Origin of the sequence: Paucisalibacillus globulus (genome assembly GCF_900184735.1) — a bacterium.
GTDB lineage: Bacteria > Bacillota > Bacilli > Bacillales > Amphibacillaceae > Ornithinibacillus > Ornithinibacillus globulus_B.
In genome coordinates this window covers 126,917-140,954 of sequence record NZ_LT855399.1, presented here as the reverse complement: position 1 = coordinate 140,954, position 14,038 = coordinate 126,917, and the positions used below count along the sequence as shown (strand labels likewise).

Annotated in this window: 17 protein-coding genes and 1 pseudogene; 3 read left to right on the top strand and 15 right to left on the bottom strand. The window is 34.6% G+C overall.

The window, feature by feature from the left end; all coding sequences use genetic code 11:
- Nucleotides 1–148 precede the first annotated feature (148 nt).
- From BN999_RS21285 to BN999_RS17245, 9 genes are all read right to left on the bottom strand, one after another.
- Nucleotides 149–445: a TIGR04104 family putative zinc finger protein gene (locus BN999_RS21285; RefSeq protein WP_176482023.1), complete on the bottom strand. Its 297-nt coding sequence runs from the start codon at nt 443–445 to the stop codon at nt 149–151.
- A 95-nt stretch (nt 446–540) separates the two neighbouring features.
- Nucleotides 541–939, bottom strand: a complete 399-nt coding sequence (locus tag BN999_RS17280; RefSeq protein ID WP_176482022.1) for a CPBP family intramembrane glutamic endopeptidase — start codon at nt 937–939, stop codon at nt 541–543.
- A gap of 305 nt (nt 940–1,244) precedes the next feature.
- The gene (locus BN999_RS17275) at nt 1,245–1,724 is read right to left on the bottom strand and encodes a hypothetical protein (protein ID WP_096273482.1); all 480 of its coding nucleotides are present in this window, start codon (nt 1,722–1,724) and stop codon (nt 1,245–1,247) included.
- A 153-nt stretch (nt 1,725–1,877) separates the two neighbouring features.
- Nucleotides 1,878–2,588, bottom strand: coding sequence for a class I SAM-dependent methyltransferase (locus tag BN999_RS17270; RefSeq protein WP_096273480.1), 711 nt, complete (start codon nt 2,586–2,588; stop codon nt 1,878–1,880).
- A gap of 274 nt (nt 2,589–2,862) precedes the next feature.
- Nucleotides 2,863–3,291 carry a peptidylprolyl isomerase gene (locus tag BN999_RS17265; protein ID WP_176482021.1) on the bottom strand — a complete coding sequence of 143 codons (429 nt, stop codon included), beginning with the start codon at nt 3,289–3,291 and terminating at the stop codon, nt 2,863–2,865.
- Nucleotides 3,292–3,443: 152 nt separating this feature from the next.
- Nucleotides 3,444–3,935 (bottom strand): VanZ family protein, encoded by a 492-nt coding sequence (locus BN999_RS17260; RefSeq protein ID WP_096273476.1) that lies wholly within the window; start codon nt 3,933–3,935, stop codon nt 3,444–3,446.
- Nucleotides 3,936–4,052: 117 nt separating this feature from the next.
- Nucleotides 4,053–4,505: a hypothetical protein gene (locus tag BN999_RS17255; protein WP_096273474.1), complete on the bottom strand. Its 453-nt coding sequence runs from the start codon at nt 4,503–4,505 to the stop codon at nt 4,053–4,055.
- A gap of 141 nt (nt 4,506–4,646) precedes the next feature.
- On the bottom strand, nt 4,647–5,114 hold the full coding sequence (locus BN999_RS17250) for a UPF0158 family protein (RefSeq protein WP_096273472.1): 468 nt from the start codon (nt 5,112–5,114) through the stop codon (nt 4,647–4,649).
- A 61-nt stretch (nt 5,115–5,175) separates the two neighbouring features.
- Entirely contained in the window at nt 5,176–5,544 is a 369-nt protein-coding gene (locus tag BN999_RS17245) for a hypothetical protein (RefSeq protein ID WP_176482020.1), read from the bottom strand.
- Between the two features lie 203 nt (nt 5,545–5,747).
- On the opposite strand from BN999_RS17245, the gene BN999_RS17240 reads away from it, so the two are divergent.
- Complete coding sequence (locus tag BN999_RS17240) at nt 5,748–6,587, top strand: tyrosine-type recombinase/integrase (protein ID WP_096273468.1); 840 nt, start codon at nt 5,748–5,750, stop codon at nt 6,585–6,587.
- Between the two features lie 71 nt (nt 6,588–6,658).
- Here the strand turns inward: BN999_RS17240 and BN999_RS17235 are convergent.
- Nucleotides 6,659–7,244: pseudogene (locus BN999_RS17235) on the bottom strand (GNAT family N-acetyltransferase).
- A 188-nt stretch (nt 7,245–7,432) separates the two neighbouring features.
- Here BN999_RS17235 and BN999_RS17230 point away from each other — a divergent pair.
- On the top strand, nt 7,433–7,639 hold the full coding sequence (locus BN999_RS17230; RefSeq protein ID WP_096273466.1) for a hypothetical protein: 207 nt from the start codon (nt 7,433–7,435) through the stop codon (nt 7,637–7,639).
- Nucleotides 7,640–8,133: 494 nt separating this feature from the next.
- Here the strand turns inward: BN999_RS17230 and BN999_RS17225 are convergent, their stop codons facing one another.
- The 4 genes from BN999_RS17225 to BN999_RS17210 all read right to left on the bottom strand — a co-directional run bounded on the left by BN999_RS17225 (nt 8,134) and on the right by BN999_RS17210 (nt 10,815).
- Nucleotides 8,134–8,919 carry an MBL fold metallo-hydrolase gene (locus tag BN999_RS17225; RefSeq protein ID WP_096273464.1) on the bottom strand — a complete coding sequence of 262 codons (786 nt, stop codon included), beginning with the start codon at nt 8,917–8,919 and terminating at the stop codon, nt 8,134–8,136.
- A 20-nt stretch (nt 8,920–8,939) separates the two neighbouring features.
- Complete coding sequence (gene mscL, locus BN999_RS17220; RefSeq protein ID WP_096273462.1) at nt 8,940–9,338, bottom strand: large conductance mechanosensitive channel protein MscL; 399 nt, start codon at nt 9,336–9,338, stop codon at nt 8,940–8,942.
- 112 nt (nt 9,339–9,450) lie between these two features.
- The gene (locus tag BN999_RS17215; RefSeq protein WP_096273460.1) at nt 9,451–9,600 is read right to left on the bottom strand and encodes a small acid-soluble spore protein P; all 150 of its coding nucleotides are present in this window, start codon (nt 9,598–9,600) and stop codon (nt 9,451–9,453) included.
- Between the two features lie 282 nt (nt 9,601–9,882).
- On the bottom strand, nt 9,883–10,815 hold the full coding sequence (locus BN999_RS17210) for a manganese-dependent inorganic pyrophosphatase (RefSeq protein ID WP_096273458.1): 933 nt from the start codon (nt 10,813–10,815) through the stop codon (nt 9,883–9,885).
- A gap of 163 nt (nt 10,816–10,978) precedes the next feature.
- On the opposite strand from BN999_RS17210, the gene BN999_RS17205 reads away from it, so the two are divergent.
- Entirely contained in the window at nt 10,979–12,085 is a 1,107-nt protein-coding gene (locus BN999_RS17205) for an NAD(P)/FAD-dependent oxidoreductase (RefSeq protein ID WP_096273456.1), read from the top strand.
- 213 nt (nt 12,086–12,298) lie between these two features.
- Here the strand turns inward: BN999_RS17205 and BN999_RS17200 are convergent, their stop codons facing one another.
- Complete coding sequence (locus BN999_RS17200; protein WP_096273454.1) at nt 12,299–13,996, bottom strand: diguanylate cyclase domain-containing protein; 1,698 nt, start codon at nt 13,994–13,996, stop codon at nt 12,299–12,301.
- Between the last annotated feature and the right edge of the window lie 42 nt (nt 13,997–14,038).

The window sequence follows — 14,038 nt, the reverse complement described above, 5'->3', positions numbered from 1 at the left end:
ACAAAATGTTTCTAACGGGTTCCATTATGAGGTGCTTCGAGCTAATTCTCATCGTAATTCACAAAATCAAAATCAATATTTCTATAATAAATAAAATAGGCGATTGTCCTTAATGAACAATCGCACCCGATAGTGAAATAACCTTAATTTAAAATAATGGTTGTTCCTCATCCGCAAATCTTAACTGGTAAGGTAAAATAATAAAATAATTCATTATTAAAGGAATAGAAATAACGCAAATCCATAGCCAAGGTACACTGAGAATGTTTAATATAATTGGAACAAATGGCAAAGGAGCACCTATGACACCTATTTTCCAATTACTTTCTTTAGTAATGTGTTGGATTTTATTACAATTAGGACACTTCTTTCGTCTTGTAAAAAACATCGAATCTCTCCACTTAAAAGCATAGTTACAAGACCAACACTTAGGTAACCAAAACAATCCCTCCTTGTTGAACTGAGCTGCCCCAATAGTTGAATAAAGAATGCGTCTTCCTTATTGAAGTAACACATCCTATAAATTAAGAACAAATGAAGCTAAATGTAGTTAAAATAAAATAGTGAAAATATATTCCAAATAACATGAATAAGTATTGCGGGAACTATTGACCTTGATAGTTTGTATGTAAAACCAAATGAAACGCCCAATACAAAACCAAATAACGGATATTCTGGATGTATAAATCCAAATAAAATGGATGAGATTAATAGTGCTAAAATAAAGTAAGTTAATCTATTCATCCAAATAGATATTGGTATTCTAAACAACACTTCCTCCATAATGGGAGCTATTATTACGGTATAAATGAGAAATTGGAATAACTCGATATTATCCAACAAAGATGTATAGGAATAGGAATATTCCCTTGTCCAAAAATCAAACATAGAGGTTAATGTACGATTAAAGATGATTAAATTCGCAATGAAAATAGTCATTAATGCGATAAACATTATGAGATAGGTTTGAGGTTTTTTTAGAACGCTGAAGTCGAAAGCCCTATTAATAAATATGCGAGACCTTGGGAAAAGGAAGATTAAAAGGACTATACTACCGTATATAATAATTGACCAAACCAATGAGAAACTCTGTATTTGCAAACAACATCCCCCCGATAGCCCAATATCTATATCCCAGTGCTAACATAATATTCCAAAAACATTATTTTAATTTTCCTATAAAAAAAGCGATCAATCAAATAATCACCTTCTTTCACAATGGCACCTGTTAGTTCAGGAAGATTTTATAATAATGGAAGAATATCAGACAAATCGATAAATTCTAGTTCCGTTTCTGCATCTGCTTTCGAACGATAAACGGTAATTTTATCATATGGTTTCATGTTCTCTTGCCATGATTCAACGTTGCTCAGAAAATCTTTTCCGTTTTCAGAAATTTTGAAGCTCTCCAACTCCTTATTGATATAACAAATTGGTGCATTACTTTCTAGGTCACATTGGTGGTCAACAGTTCCGATAAATCCACCTTTACTATCTTGTGCCATAATATCAACATGTGGAACCGTAAAAAACGCTATACGTGGAATATTATCGTCAAATATAAATTGAATATCATAATAGTTAGCGTATCTTTGATATTCCTCATTTCTATCATGAACACCCATTGAATAAATGGTTGTTCCTGCTGATATAATCTCAGTATCTTCTAAATTAACAATCATAGCTCCAGGTAATGCTGTTCTATCTTGATAAACTTTTCGCATATAACCCCCCGTTTAATCTTATTTTAAAGTAAATTTTCATTACTTTTGTGATTTCTTATTCAACTAAACTGCCCCATTAGTATAGTATGCAGTTGATTATATTAAACTAATTCACCCTTTGAATAGTTATACTAAATCCAAAATAGATTTTCATTACTTTTTTGACGCAGCTTTCACTATAAGAAAATGAGGTTTTGTCATGAGATAGTAATAAGAATCTTCTTTTTCAGTTTTCATCTTCTCTATCGGTTTGGGTTCAATCAACTGATCGAGATTGAAAAATTGGGTAGTTTCATTTACAATGCTTTGCAGGGGCCTTCTGTAAAAACTCACATCAATTGTAATATTAGGTTTGTTCCAGGTTTCTGATAATAATTGGGTTTTAAAGTAATCCTCACAATCAAATCTTGTATAATCCATAAATGGGTGATGAACCGAAAATAAAAAGGTTCCGCCTGCTTTTAGAATGCGGTTGAATTCCTGAAATGTGTAAGTCCAATCCTTTAGATAATGAAGCGTAAGTGAGCTTAAAATCACATCGAAGGAGTCGTCTTTAAACGGAAGGCGTTCTTGAAGGTCGTGACAAAGGAATGTCACCTTCTCCCCCAAACGTTGATTCGCTACTCTCACCATTTCAGGACTTAGATCTACACCAGTCACTTTCGCTCCTTGTTGCAATAATTGGGAAGAATACCACCCAGCCGAACAACCAGCGTCAAGTACCTTTTTACCAGATAGTTGAGAAGGCAAAGCCTCCATCATGGCTGGGCGTTCATAATAACTGTTATAAGGACTCCCCTTATCAACATCGTTTTGATATGTAGAGGCTAACTTATTATAAATCTCTCTCGTACTGTTACTCACTTCATTCCCTCCGTCAGATTCTTGATTTTAATATGATAATTACAAGTTCATTTTTTTGTAAAAATAACTGCTCTTCTTCCACTAACCTGCCTATAATAACTTTCATCTAAACACCAACATTAGATTCCAAAAATAAAAACGATATTTTAATCATAAGAAAAAAGCGATACCATTTGGATCACCTTGTTTAACTATTGCACCCGTTAGCTTAATAAGGCTTCCCTTTGTTTTTAAATTATATTAAGTTCAACTTAGTAGAGAATTGCCCCGTTGCTTATTGAATTGTTACGTTATCAAAAGGTATTGATTCACCATTTACCAGAACATCTATTTTATTGGGTTCTGGTCCTGTCGTTAAATAGTATGTATTTTGCTTTAAAACATCATCTTGCAGATTGGTTACATTAATCTTTATTGTTACAGTATCTCCTTGTGTTTCTAAATCAGTTTCTACATCTCCACTTGAATGAAAAACAATATAATATCCTTTCCCACCATCAGTGATTGATTGAAGTTTTAAATTGGAATCAACTTTGTCTTGCACATTATTAGGTACATTTTCAATTTCACTAAAACTCAATTTTGATGAATTACAAGCCGATAAAATTAAAACTAACAAAAATACTAATACAAATATTTTCCTCAAGCCTTTCACTCCTTCTGCATTATAATTTGATACGGTTGAAAGAAGTTTATGTTCCACTTCTTGATAAACTTTCCAAACAGAAGTACAAATAGTTCATTGGTGCTTCTTCAAAACTGCCCCGTTAGTAAAGCAAAAAAATAAACAGGAATTATCATTAATGATGATCCCTATTGTTTAAGTATTGCACCCTTTAGTTTAAGAACATTTCTTCACAAACTATTAGATTGAAATGAAGTTCTATTTATCAATTTTTGAATAGAATTCATCTTCCAAATTGAAAAACCAATCAAAGCTCCAAACATATTAAGAATGAAGTCATCAACATCAAAACTTCCTCTTCTTGTAACTATTTGTATTACCTCAATAACGAATAACAATATAACCATTGCAAATGCAAATACACTTAATTTGTTTACTTTTCTTAAAAAGGAAGGCAGGTAGATGCCCATTGGTAAAAACATAAAAGCATTTCCAAACAGGTTTTTAATTGGTATGTCTATATTCATACTACCGTCAAAAATTGCCTTAATATATGTACTTATCGTTTTAAATGGAACTAAATTTGAAGAGCTTTTAACATATTCAATTAATGACATTCCTGCCATCATATCTCCTCTTGAACCTAAGAATAATAAAACTATCAGTGCTAATAAATAGAATACAAAACTTATCCTTAAAACAAATTTACCTACTCTTTTCATTTTAGACCTCCCTATAGATAATTATCGTAACATTACAGTGAGTAGATATTATTTTATGTTCAATTAAGTAAAAAAGCGACTGTTCCCATTAAACAATCGCACCCGTTAACTCAATATCTACTTACAATATTTGACGTTACTTTCTAATATACTGGGTCCTAATTTTTCTGTTTTTGAATTAGATAGACGTAGCTGAACTTCTACATTCTCAATTTTCGCTGTAATTTCATCAAACCTTCCAGCCCAAGTTGGACTATCTTGTTCTGGCGATGGGTATAGCTTGAAACGCCAACTAATTTCTTCTGGTATGTATGCAAAGCCTTCGTAGCTATCGTAATTTCCATAGGATGATGGTTCAGGAAGATGGACCCCAAGAATACTTATATTTGTTCTTTCAAAACTTGGTGGACGTAACTGAACTTTATAAACCAAAGCTACCCCCCTTGCGTTTTTCAATTCTTTATCAATTGGGTTTAAAACCATACTACAAGGCGTTGTTATTGCATTTGAATATGTAGGACAAATTACTAAAAAAGAGACAGTAAACATCACAAGTACAAATTGTTTCATATTACACCTCTTACATTCTTTTTTTAAATTTGCCCTTATTACCTTCTAAATATTAGATAATCCTTCTTAAACAAACCTGCCCCTTTACTTTAATAAGAAAAGGGGGTTACAATTTGGTTCAATAATCACCCCTTGTCATCTCTATTCAAAAAAGTTTATTTTATTTTCCTGACACCATTCAATCGCAATTTGTTTAAAACTCTCGTCACGGTATGTATACCATTGTTCTTCAATTTCAAAATCAATTATTTTGTCCTTAAATCTTCTAAAGGCACCCTTTCCCTTGATTGCCCTTAATAAGGATTCTTGCTTCTGTTGATCACTTACAGTCGAGCAAAAGTTTTCCATTATTTCATATTCATTCACTTCATATTTAGTAGGTAACTCTATATAATTTTCAAAGTTTTCAACCACATCAATTGCAATCTTTCTATTTTCTTGTTCCCATTCAGGTAAATGTTCAAATGGTTTTTCGTCTTCAGCAGCTCTCAAGTCCTCCGATGTTACTAACACTATTTCACCCGTTTTCATATTTAATAATGAAAGTGACTCTTCAAATTGCATTTCCATTTCTTCAATTATATCTTTCAGTTTGACTTGTATATTCACTATTAGATCACCTTTTTTATTTTTAACTAATGCACCCGTTTGTTTAATAAAGCCATCATAACTATTGTGAAAATACCTCTATTTTATTGGTAAACAATACAGGGGGTTGGGATTCTCCAACATCACTATAGTAACCGATGATTCGTTGACCTATTTCTAAGTTCCATTCTTCGTACTTTTCTTGGGTAACTCTATAAAAAGCACCATTATTTTCTACTGCTAATTCAATCAATTCATCTCTTGTTTTATCTGAAATGTTAATGCCTTCTACACTTGGTAAAGTTAATATGAGGTAGTAATTCTCATCAGAGGTCTCCTTCTTTATATCAACAATGATGCCTTCGTCTCTTTCTCCAGAGGTATCATTCTCTTGCTGACTACAAGCTCCCAAAATCACAACAAGTAAAATTATTATTAATACCCTTTTCAAAAAAGCACCCCCAAATAATTTCTTCAAATAAACTCTTTGAACAAATAAATACTCCTTCTTCAAGGATTCTGCCCCTTTAGTTGAATAACCTATCTTAATTCTAACATTAAATTCCATTCAATTCATCAGAATATTATCAAAACTAATTTTACTCAACTTGATGGTAAAGATGTTGATAATAATATTTTTGGGAGTGAGCAATTATGTTATTATCAAAAGCCGCCAAGAGTTATGAGGCAGATAAGAGAATTGAGGGTTTTTCTGTACACACATTAAATGCTTATAGGTTGCAAGCAAAGCTATTAATGGATTACTTAGGGAATATCGACATAAGTAAAATATCAACCCTACAATTGAAGGATTATTTAGCTGAATCGAGCAATAACTTAAAGCCTTCAAGTTTGTCGCATCGTATTAGATTTTTACGGTCCCTATTTCGTTGGTTACACGAGGAGGGTTTCATTGAGTTAAATCCTGCTAGTAAAATAAAGGAACCGAGAGTTGGAAAGAGGATTCCCAAATTCCTTACTGAAAGAGAAATTGAATATCTTAGAGATGCTTGCTTTTCTCCAATGGAAAAAGCCTTATTTGAATTTATGTTTTCTACTGGTTGTCGAATAGGAGAAATTGTTACCTTGGACCGAAATAGTATTAATTGGGGAAGCCAATCTGCCATTGTTCGTGGTAAGGGTGATAAGGAGCGAGAAGTTTACTTTAATATACGTTGTGATATTTGGCTGAAGAAATATTTAGATAACAGATACGATAACGATCCAGCAATATTTGTGACAGAACGCTCTCCACACAGAATGAGCATTGCTCAGATGAGGTATATCATTAAACGTATTTCCAAACGAGCAGGAATAAATAAAACAATTCACCCCCACCAGTTAAGGCACAGTTATGCAACACACCTGTTAAATAACGGTGCCCCATTAGAAGTTATCCAAAGCCTATTAGGACACGAAAAAAGTGAAACTACAAGGATATACGCAGAACTAAGTGGTAGACTGCGACAAGAGCTTTATAGAAAATATTTCTAAAATATTAAAGAGCAACGCAGATTATAACAGCGTTGCTCTTTTCAACTCTTGCACCCTATAGTTGAAGAAAGTTATTTGAGATTTTTTTCATAACAATTACATTCGTGAACCCTATTATATTTAGTTTTGACCTTATCTTTTTTCATCTCCAGAATAATGAATAAAAGCCTGCATAACCTTAAAATTAGGTTTGTCTACTCTCACTACATCTTCAACTTCCTTACCTTCAAGAAACAGATGTAAATAGGAGTAAACTTTGGCAAATCCATTCTTTTTATACCACTCGTTAACCCATTCATCATCTCTGGTCCACGCTTCAAGGTAGTCTAAGCCCTTTTCTTTGGCAATCTTTTCTGCTTTTTCTAATAGCTTTGTTCCGATACCCCTTCTTTGATAATCGGGATGTATTGCAATATGCCAGATCATACCACCAAGTCCCTCACCTTTTGTACATATTGCTTTTTCACTATTATCATATTCAATATCCAGCAGACCTACAATTTGTCCTTCCTCTACTGCTACCAATTCAATTGCGGGATTCTGATAATCTTCCTTTTTGTTTAAAACATTATCAAAATACGCAGTATCCAAAAATGAAAGAACTCTACATCGCACCCAACCAATTTCATCTTTGGGATTATATTGCCTTATTTCCATCTCAATCCCCCCTGATTGTTTATAAAAGAACTATAAAATAACAATTATTAATTTAACTCTTGCACCCATTAGTTTAAGTACATTTGTTCACAAGTTTAAAGTTTTTAGAACCTGCCTGTTATTTTTTGCGTATAAGTTTAAATGCCGTTACAAATAATACCCCTATAACAAATGAGGGGGTCAACAAAATGGAAGAAGCACCTACAAGTAATAATGGAATGAACACAAGCAATAATGGAATGAGTACATCTAATAATAAGATAAACCTTTCAGGTCTTGGTGTTGGAGCAATTGTACTAACCACTGTTTATACGGCGGTTTTGGCTTCACAGTTAATGGCTACCAAGCATAAAGTCGATTACCTTTATTACAAAGAATTAACACAAAATAAATAGCTAATTATAGACGGTGCGTTTTCACCGTCTTTTATTTATATAAAACAGAATTTGAACTAACCTGCCCAGTTACTTTAAGTACATCTTTTCACAATATCTTTATTTATTTTATCATACTATTCAAACAAATTTAGTGAAGGATTCTAAAAGTAATGTATTATTTAAATTCACAACCCAATTCGCGAACTTTCCACACGATGATTGACATACCCTACAATATCTATTTCAGACCATGTAAATGGGAGTGTGAATTTAGTATACAATTTCATTAAGAATCTTAAAATAACAATAAAATCGCACTATGAATGTTAATTTTAATCACAATGCGATTTAGTATGTGAATGATATTGTGTGCACCTATAAACGGAACCCGTTAGAATGTTTCTATTCCTTTTTCCTTTTGAAACTATGTTATGGTTTAATGCCTTTGTCTCCATCAAGATTAGACTTCTTATGATAATTCCCCATAAACCACGCTAAAGAATCAAACATCGTTAGAACCTCACACTAAACGACTTAAACTCATGAAGCCCTGTCCCATGCCGTACAACATCTTTCCGGCGCAATTCATAAACCGCTTCCTGTACTTCCAATAATACACTCGGGTCAATTCCCAATGTATTATGAGCACCGAATATCCTCCCAACCTCTAGATAAGAAATTCGCTCCAACGAATCCAACAACTCTACAGGATCTGTCGTAGGGAAAAATGCATAAATCGGTGTATCCAGATAGAATAGGTCTCCTGTAAATAGATATTCCCGGTCATTATCCAACACACAAATATGCCCTGGTGAATGACCTGGTGTATGAAAAATAGATAATAACCTATCACCAAGATCAATTAAGTCTCCATCTCTTAGGAGACCAGTTGGGTTTCCAGTATAAGGAGTGTATTTTTCCGGATCGAATCCAACTGGAGTTTGTCCAGTTATATCACGGCACATCTCTTTTCGGATTTGATCAATGGTTAATCCTTTGATCCCACTCACTAACCAGTCCTCTTCCGCCTCATGAACTAATATCGTCTCATATTCGCCATGGCTTCCTATATGATCAGCATGCACATGTGTCGTTATCACCACAATAGGTAAATCCGTTAGTTGATCTGTGATTCGCTTTATGTTATCAATACCTAAACCAGTATCGATTAAAGCTGCTTTTTCTTTGCCTAATAATAAAAATGAATGCACTTTTTCCCAATGCCCATATTCACTTATTGCATATGTAGTAGAATCGATTCTCTGTACTGTAAACCATGGATTTTGAATAGTAACCATGAAAATCTCCCCCAGATTATTTATTTTTTATTTTGTTCTAATAAAATATCACGAATCTCTGTTAATAGTTTCTCTTGTGGGTCAACTTTAGGTGCTTCCTCTGCTACTTCTTCTATCTTCTTCTTACGCTTTAATTTTGCTAGTACACGAATAAAGAAAAAGATTGATAAAGCTATAATGAAAAAGTCGAAAACAGATTGTAAGAAGACACCATACTGAATTTCCACACCGCGAACTAGCCATACCTCATTTTTAAAATCTACCCCATTAAATAATATTCCTACTAACGGTGTAATAATGTTTGCCACTAAAGAGTTAACGATCGCACTAAACGCTGTCCCAATGACAACAGCAACAGCTAAATCAAGTACATTTCCCTTCATAGCAAAAGCTTTAAATTCTTCCCAAAAATTCTTCATTTCTCTTAGCCACCTCTTATCGTTGTTATACGTTTTATAATAGGTTAACTAGGAAACATAATCAATCTATTTCAATAGAGAAAAGACAGCCTATTGACTGCCTTTTCGGTTACTACATATCATGATGTGGATTGTTTTTTTGACGAGAGTGATTTCGGTTCTTCACCTTTTTAGATCCATCTATCCCTTCACCATACGGCATTTCTGGTCCTAAAGGAAGATTAGGTTGTTTTTGTTGTTTGGGCCCTTTTGGTCTACTCATGATTACTCCTCCTTTCTAGGTATGTCATTAGTTTCGGGTGGAGTGAAAATTTTATGCAAGAAACAAAGCAGTAATCTCGTACCACTGCTGCAGACTCAGGGACATTTTAATAAGAGTATGGTTTGGAAAAGTCTTTGAAAACCCTGCTCATGCACTTTTCACTCCAAGCCACCAATCGAAATGCCCTAGACACCCTCGCACACACACTATTACCACGAACTTAAATTAAACCACCAAACAAAAAACACCCCCAGCAATCGCCAGAGATGTTCCTATAGTATATTACTTTGTGAATGCATCTGTTAATGCTGTTACAATTTGTTTTTTACGAGAAACTACACCTTTTAGTAGGGCACGGTTATTTGCATCAAGTTCCACTCCAAATGCTTCTCCAACTTTCGCAATGCCACCACCACGAGCTAATACTTCAGAATCATTATTTAGGATATCTGTTACTGCAAATAAGAAAAGATCTAAACCTTTATCACTAATTGCTTTATCCATTTCCGCTTCTAGTTCTGCTTGTAGTTCATATACTTTGCTCGCATCTACTGTATTCACTTGAGCGATTTCCACTTTTGCGTCGCCCATTGCGAATTCTTTCGCATCCATTGTGATTAATTCAAGTGGAGATTTATCACTTAAATCAGCACCGGCTTGGAGCATATCTAGACCATACTTCTCTAATTCAACACCAGCAATTTTAGCAAGTTCATGTGCTGCATCTACATCCTCTGGAGTACATGTTGGTGATTTTAATAATAGAGAATCAGAAATAATTGCAGACAACATTAGTCCAGCAATTTCCTTTGTAACTTCTACTCCGTTTTCTTTGTACATTTTATTTAAGATAGTTGCTGTACAGCCAACAGGCTCCGCACGGAAGTAAAGTGGTTCCTTTGTTTCAAAGTTAGACACACGGTGATGATCGATTACTTCTGCGATACGAACATCTTTAATGTTGCTAACACTTTGTTGAAATTCATTATGATCCACTAAAATAACATCTTTTACATCGGCTGGAACTGCCTCAATATAAACAGGTGCTTCCACTTGGAAGTAATCTAAAGCAAACTGTGTTTCTTTATTTACTTCACCAAGTCTTGCTGCCTCAGCGTTAACACCTAATTTATTTTTTAAATTGGCATAAGCAAGTGCCGAGCAGATTGTATCTGTATCTGGATTTTTATGACCGAAAACTAATGTCTTTTCCATCTTTCTATCTCCTTTATATGTATTACATTATTAGACAATGATATCCAACTACAAGATTACCATAAATTTTTGTTGGAATGAATAATTTCACAGCTTTATTTTACATTTTCCCTCATTATTCTTATAGTAAGTTTAGAAATTAAAAAAGAAAAGAAGGATAATCATGAAGAAAAAATTTATTATTGTTGGTGCTGGAATCCTTGGTGCCACCACTGCATATAAGCTTGCTAAAGCTGGTTCTGAAGTAGTAATCATAGATAAAAGTAATATTGGCCAAGCAACCGATGCCGCTGCCGGTGTAATCTGTCCATGGCTCTCCCAAAGACGGAACAAGGCTTGGTACCACCTTGCCAAGAACGGGGCAAAATATTACCCAGAGTTGGTAGCTGAACTTGAAAAAGATGGCGAAACAGATCATGGCTATGCCAGAACTGGTGGACTTAGCCTCCATCAAGATGAGAAAAAGTTAATCGCCATGAAAGATAGAGCTATAAAAAGAAGAGAAGAAGCACCAGAAATAGGTGACGTTACCCTTTTAAATACACAAGAAACTGAGGTACTAATTCCTTTTGTAAAAGAGGGATATTCTGCTGTTCATATTAGTGGAGCTGCTCGAATAGATGGACGCGCATTCCGCAATGCATTACTAAGGGCAGCGGAAAAATTCGGGGCAACGATTATCCATGGAAATGCGAAATTATCCCCTGATTGCAAAGGGGTATATGTCGATAATCAATTGTATGAAGCAGACAAAATCATCGCTACTTGTGGAGCATGGATGCATGAATTCCTTCTACCAATCGGTATTAACTTCCAGTCGTCAGGGCAAAAGGGACAGATTATTCATCTGGAAATGCCAAATGCCACAACCAAAGATTGGCCGGTATTAATGCCCCCAACTAGCCAGTCCATTGTTCCCTTTGAAAATCACATAGTCGTAGGCGCAACACATGAAAATGACACTGGATTCGATTCTAGAGTCACGGTAGGTGGAGTTCACGACATTCTTTCTAAAGCCATCGACGTTTTCCCAGGGCTAGTTGATAGTACCATTCTAGAAGCACGTGTTGGATTTAGACCTTTTACACCAGGATTTCTTCCCGTTATTGGTCCCCTACCAGAAAAAGAGCAAATACTTCTTGCGAATGGTTTAGGTTCTTCTGGTCTCACAACTGGTCCTTATCTTGGTGCACAATTAGCAAAACTAGCACTAGGCGATGAATTGAAAATTAATTTAGAAGATTATCCTGTAAGTGGAGCAATTGAATAAGAGTATTTACTTTAATTAATAGATTTGCTACGCTAAAAGCAAATAGCAAGTTCGATACAAAAGGGTGGGTTCTTTTGAAAGGAAAATATATTGTATTAATCATGATTGTTATGACTTTAATAGCAATGGCGTTAGCAGTTTACTTGTTAGATGTTTACACATCCTAGTAAAAATAAAGGCAGTGTCCGAGGGAATTTTCCCTTGCACTGCCTTTTACATTTTAATTGAGTATTGGTTTCCACCAGCATTTTTAGCTTCGTATAATGCTTGGTCAGCGTTTTTATAAAGAGACTCGAATGTATTTGGTTGATCCTTATTTAATAATGAGATTCCAATGCTCGTAGTTGTGACAAACTTGGCATCATCGATTTGCCATGGTTTTTGAACGGCTTCAATAATAGAATCTGCTACTTTTATTACCTGTTCTTTCGTTTCTACTCCTCGAAGTAGAAGGACAAATTCATCTCCACCAAGTCTAGCCAATGTATCAACACTACGTATTCTTTTTCCTACACGTAAGGAGAATTCTGAAATTGCTTTATCTCCAATGTCATGGCCGAATGTATCATTTATGGACTTAAAGTGATCCAGATCCATTATAATGATGGCAAATCTCTCCCCTGTGCTTTCGTGATCATCCAGGGCTTCCTTTAACTTAATATTAAAAAACCTTCGATTCGGAATTCCTGTTAAAGTATCATGGTAAGCAAAGTACTTTAGCTTGTCCTCATAATTTTTCCGTAATGAAATATCCCTGGACAAGACAACCATCTGTTTAAACGTTTTCTCGTGATTGTATACTGGAGAACCTCGTAGCTCAGACCAAATCCATCCTAATTTTTGATGTTTTTGCCTAAATTGAGCTACCCATGCTTTGCCACTCGTTTTGGATTGTTCAAATGACTCAATTAAAGGTGGTATATCATCTGGATGAACATTGTGATAAAAGTCTTGGCCTATATATTCACTTGGTTCAGCATGAAGCACATCTTGATAAGACGGTGAAACATACGTAATCTTACCATGTTGATCTAACATCGTAATCAAGTCACCAGAATTCTCCGCAATAATCTCAAATTTGTTTTTACTTTCGGTATATTTATGTTGAATCTTTATTTGTTCAGTCATATCTTTACAAATCGCATAAATCCCTACTGTTTCCTCATTGACAATAATAGGGGTGAACTTAACAATCATCTCAATATGCTTACCTTGTTTACTTCTCATACGGATACTGAATTCTTCAAGTATTCCATTAATCGCAATTTCAAAATAAGCTTCCACTTCTGGCACATCTTCTGGCTTTACAAGTGATGTGTAATGAATACCTTGTAGGTCCTCTTGGGTATAGCCCGTAGCTAATTCTAGTGAGTGATTCGCTGCAATGATCATGCCTTGTTGATCAATGGCTATCACCGTATCTAAATTGTAATCAAAAAGAGATTGATAGCGTTGTTTTCCTTCTAGTAGCATTTCATGTGCATCTTCTGCTGCTTCTTCAGCAATTCTTCTTTCCGTAATATCTTTTACAACAGCAACTATATGGGTACATCTGTTATCATCATCAAAAAGTGGTGTTAGTACATTCTCACCATATCTCGTTTCTCCAAGTGGGGATGGAAATAGATCATCATATATAATACAGTCTTTAGTGAGGACTGCCTCCTGGTATTTTCCAAATAAGAAATCAGCCTTCTCCACGTCCAGTACTTCGTGTAAGGTTTTTCCAATAATTACATCTGTTAATCCAGCCAATTTCTTAACTGCTAGATTAATAAAATGATAGACAAAATTCCCATCCTTCGTTACTTCCATGATATAAACCATGTCTTGTATTCCATTAAATAGGACATTATTTAGAAATTTTTCTTTTTGAATGATCATGTGACCCCACACTCTACCTTTTGACATATATTACATACTACTCTCAATAATGAACCAAATCTAGTTAAA

Bases quoted from the DNA above. Each gene is read 5' to 3' on its own strand.
- BN999_RS17275 (WP_096273482.1), bottom strand. From the start codon at position 1,724: ATGCGAAAAGTTTATCAAGATAGAACAGCATTACCTGGAGCTATGATT.
- BN999_RS17215 (WP_096273460.1), bottom strand. From the start codon at position 9,600: ATGAGTAGACCAAAAGGGCCCAAACAACAAAAACAACCTAATCTTCCT.
- BN999_RS17240 (WP_096273468.1), top strand. From the start codon at position 5,748: ATGTTATTATCAAAAGCCGCCAAGAGTTATGAGGCAGATAAGAGAATT.
- BN999_RS17200 (WP_096273454.1), bottom strand. From the start codon at position 13,996: ATGTCAAAAGGTAGAGTGTGGGGTCACATGATCATTCAAAAAGAAAAA.
- BN999_RS17260 (WP_096273476.1), bottom strand. From the start codon at position 3,935: ATGAAAAGAGTAGGTAAATTTGTTTTAAGGATAAGTTTTGTATTCTAT.
- BN999_RS17205 (WP_096273456.1), top strand. From the start codon at position 10,979: ATGAAGAAAAAATTTATTATTGTTGGTGCTGGAATCCTTGGTGCCACC.
- BN999_RS17255 (WP_096273474.1), bottom strand. From the start codon at position 4,505: ATGAAACAATTTGTACTTGTGATGTTTACTGTCTCTTTTTTAGTAATT.
- mscL (WP_096273462.1), bottom strand. From the start codon at position 9,338: ATGAAGAATTTTTGGGAAGAATTTAAAGCTTTTGCTATGAAGGGAAAT.
- BN999_RS17210 (WP_096273458.1), bottom strand. From the start codon at position 10,815: ATGGAAAAGACATTAGTTTTCGGTCATAAAAATCCAGATACAGATACA.
- BN999_RS17230 (WP_096273466.1), top strand. From the start codon at position 7,433: ATGGAAGAAGCACCTACAAGTAATAATGGAATGAACACAAGCAATAAT.
- BN999_RS17280 (WP_176482022.1), bottom strand. From the start codon at position 939: ATGACTATTTTCATTGCGAATTTAATCATCTTTAATCGTACATTAACC.
- BN999_RS17225 (WP_096273464.1), bottom strand. From the start codon at position 8,919: ATGGTTACTATTCAAAATCCATGGTTTACAGTACAGAGAATCGATTCT.